Source organism: Cellulomonas sp. McL0606 (genome assembly GCF_058248365.1).
On the sequence record NZ_CM177779.1, the window covers coordinates 3,321,790 to 3,338,568 of the forward strand.

Here is a 16,779-nt window from a genome sequence, read left to right on the forward strand (position 1 = left end):
GGTGGGGACGGGTGTGTCAGGCAGCGGCGGGGACGAGCGCCTGCGCGTCGGCCTCGGCGTCGGCGGCCTGCTCGGCGAGCACGAACTCGTTCGTCCTGGCGCTCTTGAGAGCGATGACCACCGCGGCCGAGATCGCCATTCCGACGGCCACGGACCCGAGGAACGCGATCGGGTTCGAGATGAGCGGTAGCACCCAGATGCCGCCGTGCGGTGCGCGCTGAGCCGATCCGGCGGCCATGACCAGGGCACCGGTCGCGCTCGAGCCGATGAGCGAGGAGACGATCACGCGCCACGGGTCGGCGGCGGCGAACGGGATGGCGCCCTCCGAGATGAACGACAGGCCGAGCAGCCACGCGGCCTTGCCGTTCTCGCGCTCGGCGTGGGTGAACAGCCTCTTGCGGACGACCGTCGCGAGGGCCATCGCCAGCGGGGCCACCATGCCGGCGGCCATGACGGCGGCCATGATGCGGTACTGGACGGCGTCCGTGGCCAGACCCTGCGTCGCCAGGCCGGTCACCGCGAACGTGTAGGCGACCTTGTTGATCGGACCGCCGAGGTCGAAGCCCATCATCGCGCCGAGCAGCGCGCCGAGCAGGACCAGGTTGGAGCCCGACAGACCGTTGAGCCAGCTGCTCAGGCCCGACATCAGGCTGGCGATCGGCTGCCCGATGATCACGAACATCACGAGTCCGACGACGAACGTCGACAGCAGCGGGATCACCACGACCGGCATCACGCCGCGAACGCCCTTGGGCACCTTCCAGCGGCTGATCCACAGCGCCAGGAACCCGGCCATGAAGCCGGTGACCAGACCGCCGAGGAAGCCGGCTCCGACGGCCACCGACACGGCACCGCCCACGATGCCCGGGACGAGTCCGGGCCGGTCCGCGATGGCGTACGCGATGAAGCCGGACAGGATCGGGACCAGGAAGCCGAAGGCGATGGCGCCCGTCTGGAAGAGCAGCGCCGCCCAGTCCATGCCGCTCGCGACGCTGAAGTCGTTCAGCAGGTGCGTCACGGGGACCTTGGTCACCGCGATGACGCCGTCGCTGCCGGCGGCGAACTGGGCGACCATGAACCCGAGCGCGATGAGGATCCCGCCGGCGGCGACGAACGGGATCATGTAGGAGACGCCGGTCATCAGCCACTGGCGGATCCGCGTGCCGACGCCGGCGTTGCGGTCGACCTTCGTCGTGAGGCCGGTGGGAGCGGGAGCGGATCCTGCGGGGACGCCCGCCTCGACTGCCGCGACCGCGGCAGCGATGACACCCGGGGCGTCGTGCACCGCCTTCTTCACGCCGACGTCGATGAACGGCTTGCCGGCGAAGCGGCCCTTGTCCTTGACCTCGAGGTCGGCGGCGTAGATCACCCCGTCGGCGGCGGCGATGATCGCCGGGTCGAGCGGGGTCGACCCCGGCCGCGCCCTGGGTCTCGACGTGGACCTCGTGCCCGGCGGCCTTTCCCGCCTGCTCGAGGGCCTCGGCGGCCATGTACGTATGGGCGATGCCGGTGGGGCAGGACGAGACGGCGACGAGCTTCATGAGGGGACAACCTCTCGGGTGACGATGTCGGCGACGGTTGCTGCATCGCCGGCCTCCTTGAGCGACGTGCGGAAGGACTCGTGGACGAGGCGGCGGGCGAGCGCCGCGAGGATCTGCAGGTGGTCGCTGTCGCCCTCGGCCGGGGCGGCGATCAGGAAGATCAGCGTCGCGGGACCGTCGGGGGCCCCGAAGTCGACCCCCGCGGCGACCTTGCCGACCGCCAGGCTCGGCGCCGTGACGTAGCTGGAGCGGGCGTGCGGCAGACCGATCCCGCCGGGCATGCCGGTCGCCATCTGCGCCTCGCGCGCCCGCACGTCGGCGTGGAAGCCGTCGGCGTCGGTGACGCGGCCTGCCGCGAGGAGCAGGTCGATCAGCTGGCGCGTCGCGTCGTCGCGGTCTGTGGCGACGAGGTCGACGGCGACGAGGTCCGGGGTGATCAGTGGAGTACTCACGTCACATCTCCTTGAGTGCGAGTCGGGGATCGGGGTTGTGCACGACCCGGACGGCGCCCGGGTCGATGTCGGTGGGACCGGGGACGGCGGTACCGGGGAGCAGCACGGCTGCCCGGCCGAAGGCGACCGCGTTGCGGAGCCGGTCGCCTCCGTCGCCGTCGGTCGCGAGGTAGCCGGCGAGCGTCGAGTCGCCCGCGCCGACGGTGGACAGCGGGACGATCGGGGGGCCGCCGGCCCACCAGGCGCCCTCCGGGTCGACGAGCATCGCGCCGTGCGCGCCGAGGCTGACCAGGACGGCCCGGTTGCCCGCGTCGAGGACCTCGTGCGCGGCGTCCACCACGTCGCCGACGGTGACCAGCTCGCGGCCGACCAGGTCGGCCAGCTCGTCGTCGTTGGGCTTGACCAGCGCGAGCCCGCCGGCGCGGACCGCCTCGGTCAGCGGTGCACCCGACGTGTCGAGCGCGAACGGGACGCCGTGCCGGGCGGCCAGCTCCGCCAGCCGCACGAAGAACGTCTCCCCCGCGGCGAGCGGGAGGCTGCCCGCGCCGACGAGCACTCCCGGACGGAGCGCGAGCTTGCAGCTCCACCGCCGCGAGCAGGGCGTCGGCCTCTGCCGGGGTGAGCCGCGGGCCGGGGGCGTTGACCTTGGTCGTCGTGCCGCCGTCCTCGACGAGAGTCAGGTTGGTGCGCGTGTCGCCGTGCACCGGGACCGCGAGGGTCGCGACGCCCTGCTCGTCCAGGAGCTCGACCAGGCGCCTTCCGTCGGCACCGCCCGTCGGCAGCACCGCGAGGGATGGGATGCCGTGCCGGACGAGCACGCGGGACACGTTGATGCCCTTGCCGCCCGGGTGGACGTGCACGCGACGGGCGCGGTTGACCGCACCCACCTCGAGGCGGTCGAAGCTTGAGCGCACGGTCGAGGCTCGGGTTGGGGGTCACCGTCACGATCACGCCGTCACCACCCTGGGTCCGGCGGCCTCGATCTCGTCGACGACTCGGGCTCGGCGCCGCTGTCGGTGATCACGGTGTCGATCGCGGAGAGGGGGACCACGTGGGCGAACTCGACGCGGCCGATCTTCGAGTGGTCCGTCAGCACGACCGTCCGGCGCGCGTTGGCGACGAGGGCCCGCTTGACGGCGGCCTCCGCGAGGTCGGGGGTGGTGAGCCCGTGCTCGACGCTCAGCCCGTTGGTGCCGACGAACGCGACGTCGGCGTGGATGTCCGCCAGCTCCCGCTCGGCCCAGGACCCGACTGCGGCCAGCGTGCGGCCGCGGACGGTGCCGCCGACGAGGTGCAGGGTGATCCCTGGCCGGGTCGCGAGCACCATGGCGACAGGCAGCGCGTGCGTGACGACCGTGAGCTCGCGGTCCATGGGGAGCAGCTCCGCGAGTCGCACGGTCGTCGTGCCTGCGTCGAAGATGATCGCTCCACCGTCGGGGAGTCGTCGAGCGCCGCTTTCGCGATCCGCTCCTTCTCCCCCGCGAACTTGCCCTCACGGTCCGCGACCCCGGGCTCGAACCCGAGCCGCTCGACCGGGATCGCCCCGCCGTGGACCCGGCGGACCAGGCCGTGCCGCTCGAGGATCGTCAGGTCACGGCGGATGGTCTCGGCGGTGACCTCGAGGTCCTCCGCCAGCCTGTTCACCTCGACCCGGCCCTCGGCGCGGGCCGTGGCGAGGATCTGCTGGTGTCGCTCCGGTGCGTACACATCGACTCCGTCGTCCGCTGCGCCGACCCTGTCGTCGTCGCCCAGTGGAACCAGAGTGCCCCTCGTCACACCGGCATGTCAAGCGATTCGGACATATTCGGCGCGAAACGGATGTTGATACGGGCAACGATGTGCGAGAACGCGCAGATCCGGGCAACAAACAGACGCCCGAGTGCGCCCGTTTAGCGGGCGCGCTCGGGCGTCGGTCGACGACTCAGTGCGGCTGGTACGGGCTCACGACCACCTCGACGCGCTGGAACTCCTTCAGGTCGGAGTAGCCGGTGGTCGCCATCGCACGCTTCAGCGCGCCGATCAGGTTGAGCGTGCCGTCGGCGGTGTGGCCCGGCCCGAACAGGATCTGCTCGAGCGATCCTGCCGTGCCCACCTCGACCCGCTCGCCACGCGGCAGCTGCGGGTGGTGCGCCTCCGGACCCCAGTGCCAGCCCTGCCCGGGCGCCTCGGTGGCACGGGCCAGCGCGGCTCCGAGCATGACGGCGTCCGCCCCGCAGGCGACGGCCTTGACCAGGTCGCCGGAGCGACCCACCCCGCCGTCGGCGATGACGTGCACGTACCGGCCGCCGGACTCGTCGAGGTAGTCGCGACGCGCCGCCGCGACGTCCGCGACCGCTGACGCCATCGGCGCGTGGATGCCGAGCGACAGGCGCGTCGTGTGCGCGGCGCCGCCGCCGAAGCCGACGAGCACACCGGCCGCGCCCGTCCGCATGAGGTGCAGGGCGGCCGTGTAGGTGGACGCGCCGCCGACGATCACCGGGACGTCGAGCTCGTAGATGAACCGCTTGAGGTTCAGCGGCTCGGCGCGGCCGGACACGTGCTCGGCCGACACGGTGGTGCCGCGGATGACGAACAGGTCCACGCCGGCATCGACGACGGTCCGCCAGAACTCGTTGGTCCGCTGCGGGCTCAGCGCGCCGGCGACGGTCACGCCCGCGGCCCGCACCTCCTTGAGCCGGGCGGTGATCAGCTCGGGCTGGATGGGGGCCGCGTAGATCTCCTGCATGCGGGCGGTCGCGCCGGCGGAGTCGAAGCCGGCGATCTCCTCGAGCAGGGGCCGCGGGTCCTCGTAACGCGTCCACAGACCCTCGAGGTCGAGCACGCCGAGGCCGCCGGCATTGCCGAGCGCGACCGCGGTGGCCGGGCTCATCACCGAGTCCATCGGGGCCGCGACGACCGGGAGGTCGAAGTGGTACGCGTCGATCTGCCAGCCGACGGAGACCTCCTCCGGGTCGCGCGTGCGGCGCGAGGGGACGACGGCGACGTCGTCGAACGAGTACGCGCGGCGTCCGCGCTTGCCGCGACCGATCTCGATGTCGTTGCTCACGCGGGCAAGGCTACCGGGGCGCGCCACGCGGGCCGTCCTGCCGGGTCGTGTCAGTGGCGGGTGCGATCCTGGCGGCAGATCGAGGGAAGGGTGCCACGCGACGATGAGCTGGATGGACGGGCCGCTGCTCGGCTTCGACACGGAGACCACGGGTGTCGATGTCGACAACGACCGCATCGTCACCGCCGCGCTGGTTCGTCGCGACGAGACCGGCACCCACGTCCACAGCTGGCTGATCAACCCCGGCATCGACATCCCCGAGGCCACGACGGCTATCCACGGCGTCAGCACCGAGCAGGCACGGCGGCACGGCACGCGGCCGAGGATCGCGCTCGAGGAGATCGCGACCGAGCTGGCCCAGGCGTTCCGCGACGGCGTCCCGGTCGTCGCCTACAACGCGACCTTCGACCTGTGCCTGCTCGACGCCGAGCTGCGGCGGCACAAGCTGAAGACCCTGCCCGACCGCCTGCACAACGCGGCCCGTCCGGTGATCGACCCGCTGGTGCTCGACCGCGCCGAGGACCGTGAGCGCCGCGGCAAGCGCAAGCTGGTCGACCTGTGCGGGTTCTACGACGTCGTCGAGTCCGGCACGCTGCACACCGCCGACGTCGACGTCGTCGCCACGCTCGACGTGCTGGACCGGATCGTCGGCCGCTTCCCGCACCTCGCCTCGCTCGACCTCGACGCGCTGCACGAGTACCAGTCGACCGCGCACCAGGCGTGGGCCGAGGGCCTCAACGCTTGGCGCCTCGAGCAGGGCCTCGACGGCCCAGGGGTCTCCGACGTGTGGCCCACCCGGGACCCCGTCGGAACCCTGTGGTGACACGCGTCATATCGCCGTTGAGTTGCGCCGGGTGAGAATTGCGCCTACAGACCACCTCGACCGGGTTCGTCGAAGTGGCAATATCTCATCCATGAGTTAGCGTCTTCCCCATGACGACGACCACCACGCCTGTCCCGCTGAGCACCGGCTCGTTCCCGATCGTGGCCGACCCGCTGGCACACGTGGGCTCCCTGGTCCGTTCGGCGCGGCAGCACCAGGGCCTGACGCAGGCCCAGCTGGCCGAGCGCCTGGGCACCAGCCAGTCGGCGATCCACCGCATCGAGCAGGGCGCGCAGAACGTCAGCCTCGAGATGCTCACGCGCATCGGCGCCGCGCTCGATTCCCCCATCGTCACCCTCGGCGGCCCGCAGCGCACCCACCTGCGCGTGCAGGGCGGCCAGACGCTCTCGGGCCGCATCGACGTCAACACCAGCAAGAACGGGGCCGTCGCGCTCCTGTGCGCGTCCCTGCTCAACCGCGGCACCACCCGCCTGCGCAACGTCGCCCGCATCGTCGAGGTCGACCGCATCGTCGAGGTGCTTCGCTCGGTCGGCGTCAAGGCGGTCTGGTCGACCGACAGCCGCGACCTGGAGATCGTCGTCCCCGACCGTCTCCAGCTCGAGGACATCGACGTGGACGCGGCCCGCCGCACGCGGTCGATCATCATGTTCCTCGGCCCGCTGCTCGGCCTCGAGGACGAGTTCCGTCTCCCCTACGCGGGCGGCTGCGACCTCGGCACCCGCACCGTGGAGCCGCACCTGATCGGGCTGCGCCCGTTCGGGCTCGACGTCACCGCGACCACCGGCGACTACCACGCCCTCGTGTCGCGATCCGCGACAGAGAACCTGACGGTCGTGCTCACCGAGCGCGGCGACACCGTCACCGAGAACGTCATCATGGCGGCCGCCCGTCGCACCGGAATCACCACCATCCGCAACGCGAGCCCGAACTACATGGTCCAGGACCTGTGCTTCTACCTCGAGCTGCTGGGCGTGCGGATCGACGGCATCGGCACCACGACCCTGCGCGTGCACGGCCTGGCCGAGATCGACGCGGATGTCGAGTACGCCATCTCCGAGGACCCGGTCGAGGCCATGAGCCTGCTGACCGCGGGCATCGTGACCTCCTCCGAGATCACCGTGGGTCGGGTGCCGATCGAGTTCATGGAGATCGAGCTGGCGACGCTCGCCGAGATGGGCCTGCGCTACGACCTCTCCGAGGAGTACGCCGCGCAGAACGGCCGCACCCGCCTCGTCGACGTGACGGTGTACCCGAGCGACCTGCGCGCGCCGATCGACAAGATCCACCCGATGCCGTTCCCGGGCCTGAACATCGACAACCTGCCGTTCTTCGCGGCGATCGCGGCTTGTGCCACCGGCACGACCCTCATCCACGACTGGGTGTACGAGGGCCGGGCGATCCACCTGACCGACCTGACCCGTCTCGGCGCCGACGTCCGGCTGCTCGACGCCCACCGCCTCCAGGTCAGCGGCCCGACGCACTGGTCGGGCGCCGAGGTGTCCTGCCCGCCGGCGCTGCGGCCGGCCGTCGTCATCCTGCTCGCGATGCTCGCCGCCAAGGGCACGTCCGTGCTGCGCGACGTCGACATCATCGCCCGCGGCTACGAACAGCTTCAGGACCGCCTGGTCCAGCTGGGCGCGCGCATCGAGTCGTTCCGCGACTGACCAAGCGGGCGCCCCCGCACGAGCAGGCAGTTATCGACGTCTACGCGCGCTCAGGCATCGATAACTGCCTTCTCGACCTCGGTCACGGTCGGCGGGCAGGTGTCGACACCGGCTCGATGCGCGCGCTGCGTAGGTGCTCGAAGACGATCGACGTGCGGACGTCGGCGATCTCGGGGCGCTCCGTCAGTCGGTCGATGACGAACGCGTAGAGGCGCTCGTTGTCCGCGACCGCGACGTGCAGCACGAAGTCCTCGGTGCCGCTCGTCACGAACACGCCGACCACCTCGGGCAGCGCCGCGGCCCAGGTGCGGAAGTGCTCGATGTTCTGGCGCGTGGGCGGTCGGACCCGCAGAGCGATCATCGCCTGGACGGGCCGGCCGATCTTCGCCAGGTCGACGTCCAGCACGGCGCCGCGGATGACGCCGCGCTCGCGCAGCGACCGGGTCCGGTCGAGCGCCGTCGTCGGCGAGACACCCACGGCCGCCGCGACGTCGCGGTTGGTCCGCCGTGCATCGACCTGCAGCTCCCGCAGGATCGCCGTATCAAGTTCGTCGAGATCGGCCATGAGAGGAGCCTAGCCGTATGTAGTACGGATCGCTTGGAACAAGGTCGGACATCTGCCTAGCATTCTCCTGTGCCAGTGGACGAACGCGAAGCAGGAGGAGACATGTCGGTCGATGTGACGGAACGAGTCGGCTTCGCTCCCGATGAGATCGAGACGGGCGCACACACGCGGGCGGTGCGGCTCAAGTGGGTGGTCGTCGTCGACAAGTCCTTGCCTGCCGGGCGCGCGGCGAACGCCGTCGCGTGCGTCACGGCGGCGACCGCGACCGCCGTCGACGGCCTGCTCGGACCGGCGGCGCGAGACCGCTCGGGGACCGACCACCCGGGCATCCCGTGGATCGGCTGCACGGTCCTGGCGGCGAGCGCGGAAGAGCTGGGCGCGATTCGCGCCAAGGCCGGGTCGTCGGCCGAGATCTACGTCGCGGACATGCCTGCCATCGCGCAGAGCATCCGCGTCTACGACGACTACCTCGACCACGTCGCGGGCGTCGACGACCTGCCCTACGTCGCGGTCAGCATCGTCGGCCCGCGCAACCAGGTCGACCGCCTCGTGCGCAAGCTCCAGCTGATGCCCTGACCTTCCTCACGCCGTCACGGCGACCGCCGATCGAGCTCAGGGGAGCCGGAGACGACCGTCAGCGAGCGGCGTAGTTCGGTGCCTCGGAGACCATCTGCACGTCGTGCGGGTGGGACTCCTTGAGCCCGGCCGGCGTGATGCGGATGAACTTGCCGCGGGTCTGCAGCTCGGGAACCGTCCGCGCGCCGACGTAGAACATCGACTGGTGCAGGCCGCCGATCAGCTGGTGCGCGACGGCCGCGAGCGGACCGCGGTACGGGACCTGGCCCTCGATACCCTCGGTGATGATCTCGTCGTCCGACAGGTCGCCCTGGAAGTAGCGGTCCTTGGAGTACGAGCGGCGGTCGCCGCGCGACTGCATGGCACCCAGCGACGCCATGCCGCGGTAACGCTTGAACTGCTTCCCGTTGACGAAGACCAGGTCGCCGGGCGACTCGTCGCAGCCGGCCAGCAGGCCGCCCAGCATGACGGTGTCGGCGCCGGCCACGAGGGCCTTGGCGATGTCGCCGGAGTACTGCAGGCCGCCGTCGCCGATGACCGGGACACCGGCCGGCTTGGCGGCCAGCGAGGCCTCGTAGATCGCGGTGATCTGAGGGACGCCCACGCCCGCGACGACGCGCGTGGTGCAGATCGAGCCCGGGCCGACCCCGACCTTGACGGCATCGACACCGGCGTCGACGAGCGCCTGGGCGCCCTCGCGGGTCGCGATGTTGCCCCCGATGACCTGGACGTGCCGGGTGAACGCGTCGCCCTTGATGCGACGGACCATGTCGAGCATCAGGCGAGCGTGGCCGTTGGCGGTGTCGACGACGAGCACGTCCACGCCCGCCTCGACGAGCGCGGTCACGCGGTCCCACGCGTCCCCGAAGAACCCGACGGCGGCTCCGACGACGAGCCGGCCCTCCCCGTCCTTCGTCGCGTCGGGGTACTGCTCGGACTTCACGAAGTCCTTGACCGTGATCAGGCCGCGCAGGATGCCCGCATGGTCGACCAGCGGGAAGCTCTCGATCTTGTGCTTGGCCAGCAGCGCCGCGGCGTCGTCCCGCGTGATGCCGACCGGGGCCGTGACCAGCGGCATCGCCGTCATGATCTCCCGCACGCGCAGCGTCTCGAACTCGCCGGGCGGGACGAACCGCAGGTCGCGGTTGGTGATGATGCCGAGCAGCAACCCGTCCTCGGCCACGACGGGCAGGCCCGAGACCCGGTAGAGGCCGCAGAGGCGGTCCAGCTCGGCCAGCGTCGCCTCGGGAGACACGGTCACCGGGTCCGACACCATGCCGGACTCGGAGCGCTTCACCAGGTCCACCTGGTGCGCCTGGTCCTCGATGGACAGGTTCCGGTGCAGGATCCCGATGCCACCTTGACGGGCCATGGCGATGGCCATGCGCGACTCGGTGACGGTGTCCATGGCGGCCGACAGCAGCGGCACGCTCACGGAGATCTCCCGGGTGAGCCGCGAGGCGGTGTTCACCTCGCTCGGGATCACGTCGGTCTCCCCCGGCAGGAGGAGCACGTCGTCGTAGGTCAGCCCGATGCGGGCGAACGGGTCGGCTGGCGTTGGCTCCGTCATTGACACAGGATACGCGGCGATCTCGGGGATCAGACCTACTGGATCAGACCCCTGCGGAGCCCGATGGCGACCGCCTGGGCGCGGTCGTTGGCGCCGAGCTTGCGGAACAGCCGCCGAGCGTGCGTCTTGACCGTGTCCTCGGAGAGGTAGAGCTCGGCACCGATCTGCGCGTTCGAGCGTCCGTTGCTCATCCCGACCAGGACCTCGATCTCGCGCTTGGTCAGCGGGACACCGGCGATCGCCCCCGAGGTGGGTGCACCGACGGGGGCGGCGTTGGTGTCGTCCATCGCCCCCCTCGACGAGATGCGGCTCTCGCTGGAATCAGCGCGCTGCGCGACGCCGGCCTGGCTGGGCACGTCGACCGTCGTCGCGCGGGCGCCGGCCGGGACGACGGGGAGCGCGGGGCTGGCGAGCACGTGCGCGGCGACCGCCGACAGCTCGGCGCGGCCGACGTCGGGGGCCAGGAACCCACGGGCACCCAGCGCGAGCGCGCGGTCGAGCGCCACGGTGTCGTCCGGGACGGCAAGGAGCACGATCGCCGCGGAGGGGGCGACGGCGCGCAGGCGGCGGATCGCCTCGATCGCACCAGGAGCGCCGAGGTGAGCGTCCAGGAGCACGACCGTCGGCGGCATCCGACGGGCCAGGCTCAGCAGCTCGTCGACGGACGCAGCGGCACGCACAGGGCCGAGCGCCGGCACTCCGATCGACGTCACTACCAGCCGTTCGCGCACGACTGCCGAGCCGTGACAGACCACGACTCCTGCCATGTTGATCCCCTCTCGGACCCCACGCGGGGCACCTGGTGTGTATCGGTCGCCCGGACGAGTGACGTTAGGTCTCGACGCGACCGACCGGGGCGCGCGTCGGGCAATCGTCCGACGATGCGTGGCAAGCGCAGAATGTCTCACCCGAATGACGGCTCATCGACCGGGTGAAATGGCTGCTCAGGGGACGTGCGGGCTCAGATCGTGGGCGATGTCGGGCCGTCGACGGCGCGCCCCGTCACGGCAAGGACCTCGTGCACCAGCCCGGTGAAGGAGCGCGCCCGGTGCACCGAGCGGCCCAACGGGACGGCCGCCGAGGCCACGTCGGGCACCATGACGAACTGCGGCAGCTCGGCGTGCTGCTCGGCGATGCGCTCGACCACGTCGAGATCCACCTGCTGCCCCTCGCCGATGGTGATCACCGCGCGGGTTCGCGTCATCGCGACGAGCTCGAAGGCGTGGTGGGCGTCGCCGGGACCCCCGACGATCCGCGCGTCGACGCCGTGCGAGGCGAGCGCCCCCGCGACGGCGTGGGCGACGAGCGGACGAGGCTCCCGCGGCACGACCAGCACCAGCACGACCGGCCGTCGCGCCCCCTCGAACGGGGCACCCCGGCCGCGGAGTGCCGCGAGCGCGGCGGCGTGGACGGTCGCGGTCGCGTCGACCCCGGGCGGGTCCACGACGGTCCGCCGCGCGAGGGCCGCGAGCGCCGGCGTGACCAGACCCGTCCACCACGCCAGGACGTCGGCGTCGGGCGGGAGCGCGAGGACGCGCGCGCACCCGGCCAGGTCACCGGCCAGGGCCGCGTCGACCACGGCGGTCGGGGTCCGTTCGGCGGCGAGGCTCCCGCTGCCCGGCGTCGCGAGGTCGGTCGCCAGAGCGATCCGCGCCGACTCCGCGGGTGCCACACCGTCGAGCGTGAGCCGCCGCATGACGAGCAGACGGTCCACGTCGGCCGCCGAGTAGCGCCGGTGCGCCCCGGCCGAGTGCTCGGACGGACCCAGCCCGTAGCGGCGGTCCCAGGTGCGCAGGGTGGCGGGCGCCACGCCGAGCCGACGAGCTACCGCGGCAACGGCGAGCGCCGGCGCGTGAGCGACCTGAGTCTCGTCGTCACCGGACGTGGTCATGGCGCGATTCTGCCAGGAGCAGCGTGGAATCTCGTGCGCGACAGCCTCTGGACAGGCACCCGCTACCTGCGGTAATGGGCCCAATCGTTTCAGCCGATCACGGTACGAACCGGTCTTGAACAACTCTTGAAGCGGTTGTAACGTCCTCAGCAACGCGTCACCCCGCGGGGCACACCCCGCGGCAACCCGTACATCACGACCTTCCGGCACCGCCGCCGATCCGCGGTCTGCCGGAGCGACTGAGGAGGAATCCCATGGCCGAGATCTCCCGACTTCCCGGGCCCGTGATGGACCTGTGGGAGTGGCAGTTCGAGGGCGCATGCCGTGACGCAGACCAGGACCTGTTCTTCCACCCCGAGGGGGAGCGTGGCTCCGCGCGGCGCCGTCGCGCCGAGGCCGCCAAGGCCATCTGCGCCACGTGCCCGGTGCTGAAGGAGTGCCGCGAGCAGTCGCTCACCGTCCGCGAGCCCTACGGCGTGTGGGGCGGCCTCTCGGAGGACGAGCGCACCGCAGTCCTCGCCCAGCGCAACCGCACGAGCCGCCTGGGCTGATCCCTGGCACGACGAGACCCCTCCGGCGATCAACGGCGATCGCGGAGGGGTTTCGTGTGCTCGGCACGCCGAGGTGCCCTCAGACGAGAACGGCCCCCTCGGTCCGAGGACCGAGAGGGCCGTTCCAGACGATCGTCAGATCACTTGACGACGACCGCGAGGATGTCGCGCGCCGAGAGGATCAGGACTCTTCGCCCTGGTACTTCACCTCGGTGCCGCCGTACTTGGAGTAGATCACCTTGTCGCCGACGGCGACGTCGAGCGGGACCCGGTTGCCGTTGTCGTCGACACGGCCGGGGCCGACGGCCAGGACCTCGCCCTCCTGGGGCTTCTCCTTGGCGCTGTCCGGGATGACGAGACCGGAAGCGGTCGTCGTCTCTGCCTCGAGCGTCTTGACGACGATCCGGTCCTCGAGGGGCTTGATGGAGACCGACACAGCGGACCTCCCCTTCGCATGTGAGTAGTTCATGAGTCCGAAGAGCGCTGTCGGGCCACCGTCGTCGCGGGTGCCGGGGCCTGGAGCGCCGTTGGCACACTCACGGGGAGAGTGCCAGATCCTCACTCTAGGAACGCGTTAGCACTCGGTCAAGGCGAGTGCCAACGGCCGACAGCGAACACCAGTAGGCGAAGGGCATACGTGCAAGGATCGCGACATGGATTCCGAGGGCCTGTCCCAGCTCCTCAGCCCCACCGGCTGGGCGTTGCTGTCGGCCCTGCCGCCCTACGACGAGTCCCGCGCGATGGCGTTGTCGGCGCGTCTGCACCAGGAGGGTCTGGACCCGGTGCTCGTGGCGGCGGCGTTGACGCAGTCGCGGCTGCGCGCCAAGGCGGTGGCCAAGTTCGGCGACTTCGCCGCCGGGATGCTGTTCACGCCGGCCGGTCTCGAGCAGGCGACCCGGTTGACGGTGGCCGCGCACCACGCCCGGCGGTACCGGGACGCGGGCAGCACGCGGGTGGCAGACCTGACCTGCGGGATCGGCGCGGACGCGATGGCGTTCGCCGGCATCGGCCTGCGGGTGCTGGGCACGGACGTGGACGAGGCGACTGCCGCGATCGCCACGGTGAACCTGCGGCACTTTCCCGACGCCGAGGTGCGGCACGGGGACGGGCTCGCCCTGGACCTGGAGGGCGAGGGGGTGGACGGGGTGTACGCCGACCCGGCCCGCCGGACCTCGTCGGGAAGCCGGGTGTTCGACCCGTCCGCGTACGAACCCGCGCTCGACCGCGTGCTGGAGCTGCGCGAGCGGGTGCCCGCGCTCGGCGTCAAGCTCGGGCCGGGCATCCCCCACTCGGCCCTGCCGATGGACGCCCACGCGCAGTGGGTGTCGGTGGACGGCGACGTCGTCGAGGTGGGCCTGTGGTTCGGGCCGCTCGCGCCCGAGGGCTCGGGCCGGTCGGCGCTCGTGCTCCGCGACGGGCAGGCGCACACGATCCTGGCCAGCGACCCGGACGGCATCTACCGGCCGCCGTCGGGCGAGGTCGGGGCCTATCTGTACGAGCCCGACGGCGCCGTCATCCGTGCGGGGCTCGTCGGCGAGCTGGCCGACCAGGTGCGCGGGCGGCTGGTCGACCCGACGATCGCGTACGTGACGTCCGACGTGCTGACCCCCGTCGCGACCGCCACGGCCTACCGCGTGCTCGACACCATGCCGTTCGGACTCAAGCGCCTGAAGACCTACCTGCGCGAGCGGGACGTGGGCCGGCTGACCATCAAGAAGCGCGGCACCGCCGTGGTGCCCGAGCAGCTGCGCCGCCAGCTCGACCTGCGCGGCAGCGCCTTCGCGACGATCGTCCTGACGCGCGTGGCCGGCAGCCAGCAGGTGCTCGTGGTCGAGGCGGCCTGATGGCCGCGCCCGTCCCGCTCCCCTTCGCGTACTCCGAGCGGTCGACCGTCGGGATCGAGTGGGAGGTCGCGCTGGTCGATGCCGACTCCGGCGACCTGCGGCAGGCGGCCGAGACCATCCTGTCCGCCGTGCGGCCGGCCGGCGGCGCCGAGCACCCGCTCATCACCCAGGAGCTGCTGCTGAACACGGTCGAGCTCCCGGTCGGGCAAGTGCGTCTCGGTGGGCGAGGCGGTCGGCGACCTGCGACGGGCCCTCGACATCGTCGGCGAGGCCGCCGAGCCCCTGCGGATCGAGCTGATGGGCGGCGGGACGCACCCGTTCGCGCAGTGGTCGCAGCAGAAGGTCACCGACAAGGCCCGGTACGCGACGCTGATCGACCGGACGCAGTGGTGGGGCAGGCAGATGCTCATCTACGGCGTGCACGTGCACGTGGGCATCGAGGACCGCGCCAAGGTGCTGCCGATCTCGCGGGCGATGCTCACGGTCTTCGCGCACATCCAGTCGCTGTCCGCGTCGTCGCCGTTCTGGGGCGGCAAGGACACGGGGTACGCCTCGAACCGCGCACTGCTGTTCCAGCAGCTACCCACCGCGGGCCTGCCGTTCGGCTTCGACGACTGGGCGCAGCTCGAGCAGTACACCGGCGACATGATGCACACGGGCGTGATCGACCAGTTCGACGAGGTCCGCTGGGACGTCCGGCCCTCGCCTCGGTTCGGGACCCTCGAGATGCGGATCGCCGACGGCGCGACGAACCTGCTGGAGGTCGGCGCGATCTCGGCGCTGACCCACTGCTTCGTCGAGCACTTCTCCACCCTGCTCGACCGCGGCGAGACCCTGCCCACCCTGCCGCCGTGGTTCGCGCAGGAGAACAAGTGGCGATCGGCGCGGTACGGCATGGACGCGATCATCATCACCGACGCCGCCGGGAACGAGGAGCTCGTCACCGACGCCGTCAGCCGCTGGCTGGTCGAGCGGCGCCCGTCGCCGAGCGGCTCGGCTGCGCGGCCGAGCTCGAGCAGGTGCGCGTCATCCTGCGGCGCGGGGCGTCGTACCAGCGGCAGCGCGCGGTCGCGCGGCGTCACGCCGGCGAGCTCGACGGAGTCGTGCGCTCGCTGGTCGCGGAGCTCAGGGCCGGTCGGCCGCTCTAGCCGACCAGCACCTGCGTCAGCGGCATCGACGAGTCGACGGCCAGGTCGAGCGACGACGGCGGCAGGCCGCGTCGGACGACGGCGGAACCGAGCGCCGCGATCATCGCGCCGTTGTCGGTGCAGTAGCGGATGGGCGGGATGCGCAGGGTGAGGCCGGCCTCGGCGCAGCGCTTGGCGGCCATGTCGCGCAGCTGCGAGTTGGCGGAGAACCCGCCGCCGATCACGAGGGTGTCGACGCCGTGCCGCGCCGCCGCCGCGATCGTCTTGGCCGTCAGCACGTCGGCGACGGCCTCGGCGAACGAGGCCGCGACGTCGCTCAGCGGGACCTCCTCGCCGGCGTCCTGGCGGGCCTCGACCCACCGGGCGACCGCGGTCTTGAGGCCCGAGAACGAGAAGTCGGCGGCGTGCTGCGCCTGGTCCTTGGCGGCAGTGAGCCCGCGGGGGAAGCGGATGGCGGTCGGGTCGCCCTCGCGGGCCAGGCGGTCGATGTGCGGGCCGCCCGGGTACGGCAGCCCCAGCAGCCGACCGACCTTGTCGAAGGCCTCCCCGGCGGCGTCGTCGAGCGTGGAGCCCAGCTCGGTCACGTTCACCGTGTCGTCGAGGAGCAGCAGCGAGGAGTGGCCGCCGGAGACCACCAGGGCCATCACGCGCCGGGGGAACTCCCCGTCGACGAGCTCGTCCACCACCGCGTGCCCGATCACGTGGTTGACGCCGTAGAGCGGCTTGTCCAGCGCGAGCGCGAGCGCCTTGGCCGCCGCCGCGCCGACGGTCAGGGGTCCGACGAGGCCCGGCCCGGCCGTCACCGCGATGGCGTCCACCGCACCGAGCGACACGTCCGCCGTGGCCAGGGCCCGCTCGATCGTCGGGACCATGGCCTCCAGGTGCGCCCGCGAGGCGATCTCGGGGATGATGCCCCCGAACCGCGCGTGCTCGTCCACCGAGCTGGCCACGGAGTCCACGAGCAGGTCGAAGCCGCGCACCAGGGCCACGCCGGTCTCGTCGCAGGACGTCTCGATCCCGAGCACGAGGGGTTCAGCCATGCGGGACAGTTTAGGTGGCGGACGCCGACGTGACGCGCCTCACCTCG

Annotated in this window: 14 protein-coding genes and 5 pseudogenes; 6 read left to right on the forward strand and 13 right to left on the reverse strand. The window is 71.8% G+C overall.

Going from position 1 to position 16,779, the window contains the following annotated elements:
- Positions 1-16 precede the first annotated feature (16 nt).
- The 7 genes and pseudogenes from AC38ZX_RS16750 to AC38ZX_RS16780 form a co-directional block, all read right to left on the reverse strand.
- Positions 17-1,369, reverse strand: a complete 1,353-nt coding sequence (locus AC38ZX_RS16750) for a PTS fructose transporter subunit IIC (RefSeq protein ID WP_491295266.1) — start codon at positions 1,367-1,369, stop codon at positions 17-19.
- A 91-nt stretch (positions 1,370-1,460) separates the two neighbouring features.
- Positions 1,461-1,541: pseudogene (locus AC38ZX_RS16755) on the reverse strand (hypothetical protein); the annotation flags it as partial.
- Positions 1,538-1,993, reverse strand: coding sequence for a PTS sugar transporter subunit IIA (locus AC38ZX_RS16760; RefSeq protein ID WP_491295267.1), 456 nt, complete (start codon positions 1,991-1,993; stop codon positions 1,538-1,540). The pseudogene AC38ZX_RS16755 and the gene AC38ZX_RS16760, both read right to left, overlap by 4 nt.
- A gap of 1 nt (position 1,994) precedes the next feature.
- Complete coding sequence (locus tag AC38ZX_RS16765; protein WP_491295268.1) at positions 1,995-2,549, reverse strand: PfkB family carbohydrate kinase; 555 nt, start codon at positions 2,547-2,549, stop codon at positions 1,995-1,997.
- Positions 2,550-2,679: 130 nt separating this feature from the next.
- Positions 2,680-2,907, reverse strand: a pseudogene (locus AC38ZX_RS16770) (PfkB family carbohydrate kinase); the annotation flags it as partial.
- A gap of 33 nt (positions 2,908-2,940) precedes the next feature.
- Positions 2,941-3,700: pseudogene (locus tag AC38ZX_RS16775) on the reverse strand (DeoR/GlpR family DNA-binding transcription regulator).
- Positions 3,701-3,914: 214 nt separating this feature from the next.
- A complete protein-coding gene (locus AC38ZX_RS16780) occupies positions 3,915-5,039 on the reverse strand; it encodes a GuaB3 family IMP dehydrogenase-related protein (protein WP_426592980.1) in 1,125 nt (374 codons plus the stop codon).
- A gap of 112 nt (positions 5,040-5,151) precedes the next feature.
- On the opposite strand from AC38ZX_RS16780, the gene AC38ZX_RS16785 reads away from it, so the two are divergent.
- Positions 5,152-5,862: an exonuclease domain-containing protein gene (locus AC38ZX_RS16785; RefSeq protein ID WP_491295269.1), complete on the forward strand. Its 711-nt coding sequence runs from the start codon at positions 5,152-5,154 to the stop codon at positions 5,860-5,862.
- Between the two features lie 110 nt (positions 5,863-5,972).
- Complete coding sequence (locus AC38ZX_RS16790) at positions 5,973-7,547, forward strand: helix-turn-helix domain-containing protein (protein ID WP_426592982.1); 1,575 nt, start codon at positions 5,973-5,975, stop codon at positions 7,545-7,547.
- An 82-nt stretch (positions 7,548-7,629) separates the two neighbouring features.
- Here the strand turns inward: AC38ZX_RS16790 and AC38ZX_RS16795 are convergent, their stop codons facing one another.
- A complete protein-coding gene (locus AC38ZX_RS16795) occupies positions 7,630-8,112 on the reverse strand; it encodes an Lrp/AsnC family transcriptional regulator (protein WP_491295270.1) in 483 nt (160 codons plus the stop codon).
- Between the two features lie 102 nt (positions 8,113-8,214).
- Between AC38ZX_RS16795 and AC38ZX_RS16800 the strand changes: the two genes are divergently transcribed.
- Positions 8,215-8,688 carry a DUF2000 domain-containing protein gene (locus AC38ZX_RS16800; RefSeq protein ID WP_491295271.1) on the forward strand — a complete coding sequence of 158 codons (474 nt, stop codon included), beginning with the start codon at positions 8,215-8,217 and terminating at the stop codon, positions 8,686-8,688.
- 58 nt (positions 8,689-8,746) lie between these two features.
- On the opposite strand, the gene guaB is transcribed toward AC38ZX_RS16800, so the two are convergent.
- From guaB to AC38ZX_RS16815, 3 genes are all read right to left on the reverse strand, one after another.
- Positions 8,747-10,258, reverse strand: a complete 1,512-nt coding sequence (gene guaB / locus AC38ZX_RS16805; protein WP_491295272.1) for an IMP dehydrogenase — start codon at positions 10,256-10,258, stop codon at positions 8,747-8,749.
- A gap of 35 nt (positions 10,259-10,293) precedes the next feature.
- The gene (locus tag AC38ZX_RS16810) at positions 10,294-10,989 is read right to left on the reverse strand and encodes a response regulator transcription factor (RefSeq protein ID WP_491295273.1); all 696 of its coding nucleotides are present in this window, start codon (positions 10,987-10,989) and stop codon (positions 10,294-10,296) included.
- 230 nt (positions 10,990-11,219) lie between these two features.
- A complete protein-coding gene (locus AC38ZX_RS16815) occupies positions 11,220-12,149 on the reverse strand; it encodes a MerR family transcriptional regulator (RefSeq protein WP_491295274.1) in 930 nt (309 codons plus the stop codon).
- A gap of 254 nt (positions 12,150-12,403) precedes the next feature.
- On the opposite strand from AC38ZX_RS16815, the gene AC38ZX_RS16820 reads away from it, so the two are divergent.
- A complete protein-coding gene (locus AC38ZX_RS16820) occupies positions 12,404-12,700 on the forward strand; it encodes a WhiB family transcriptional regulator (RefSeq protein ID WP_426592988.1) in 297 nt (98 codons plus the stop codon).
- Between the two features lie 140 nt (positions 12,701-12,840).
- Here the strand turns inward: AC38ZX_RS16820 and groES are convergent.
- Positions 12,841-13,136, reverse strand: a pseudogene (gene groES / locus AC38ZX_RS16825) (co-chaperone GroES).
- 217 nt (positions 13,137-13,353) lie between these two features.
- Between groES and AC38ZX_RS16830 the strand changes: the two are divergent.
- Both AC38ZX_RS16830 and AC38ZX_RS16835 read left to right on the forward strand, forming a co-directional pair.
- Positions 13,354-14,544 (forward strand): class I SAM-dependent methyltransferase, encoded by a 1,191-nt coding sequence (locus AC38ZX_RS16830; RefSeq protein WP_491295275.1) that lies wholly within the window; start codon positions 13,354-13,356, stop codon positions 14,542-14,544.
- A pseudogene (locus AC38ZX_RS16835) lies at positions 14,544-15,692 on the forward strand (glutamate--cysteine ligase). The gene AC38ZX_RS16830 and the pseudogene AC38ZX_RS16835 overlap by 1 nt, the downstream one beginning before the upstream one ends.
- On the opposite strand, the gene tsaD reads toward AC38ZX_RS16835, so the two are convergent.
- Positions 15,689-16,732 carry a tRNA (adenosine(37)-N6)-threonylcarbamoyltransferase complex transferase subunit TsaD gene (tsaD, locus tag AC38ZX_RS16840; protein ID WP_491295276.1) on the reverse strand — a complete coding sequence of 348 codons (1,044 nt, stop codon included), beginning with the start codon at positions 16,730-16,732 and terminating at the stop codon, positions 15,689-15,691. The pseudogene AC38ZX_RS16835 and the gene tsaD overlap by 4 nt on opposite strands.
- Positions 16,733-16,779: the final 47 nt, after the last annotated feature.

What these genes read in the sequence shown, in the direction of transcription:
- tsaD (WP_491295276.1), bottom strand. Translation starts at nt 16,732, where the DNA reads ATGGCTGAACCCCTCGTGCTCGGGATCGAGACGTCCTGCGACGAGACC.
- AC38ZX_RS16800 (WP_491295271.1), top strand. Translation starts at nt 8,215, where the DNA reads ATGTCGGTCGATGTGACGGAACGAGTCGGCTTCGCTCCCGATGAGATC.
- AC38ZX_RS16830 (WP_491295275.1), top strand. Translation starts at nt 13,354, where the DNA reads ATGGATTCCGAGGGCCTGTCCCAGCTCCTCAGCCCCACCGGCTGGGCG.
- AC38ZX_RS16795 (WP_491295270.1), bottom strand. Translation starts at nt 8,112, where the DNA reads ATGGCCGATCTCGACGAACTTGATACGGCGATCCTGCGGGAGCTGCAG.
- guaB (WP_491295272.1), bottom strand. Translation starts at nt 10,258, where the DNA reads ATGACGGAGCCAACGCCAGCCGACCCGTTCGCCCGCATCGGGCTGACC.
- AC38ZX_RS16785 (WP_491295269.1), top strand. Translation starts at nt 5,152, where the DNA reads ATGGACGGGCCGCTGCTCGGCTTCGACACGGAGACCACGGGTGTCGAT.
- AC38ZX_RS16820 (WP_426592988.1), top strand. Translation starts at nt 12,404, where the DNA reads ATGGCCGAGATCTCCCGACTTCCCGGGCCCGTGATGGACCTGTGGGAG.
- AC38ZX_RS16815 (WP_491295274.1), bottom strand. Translation starts at nt 12,149, where the DNA reads ATGACCACGTCCGGTGACGACGAGACTCAGGTCGCTCACGCGCCGGCG.
- AC38ZX_RS16790 (WP_426592982.1), top strand. Translation starts at nt 5,973, where the DNA reads ATGACGACGACCACCACGCCTGTCCCGCTGAGCACCGGCTCGTTCCCG.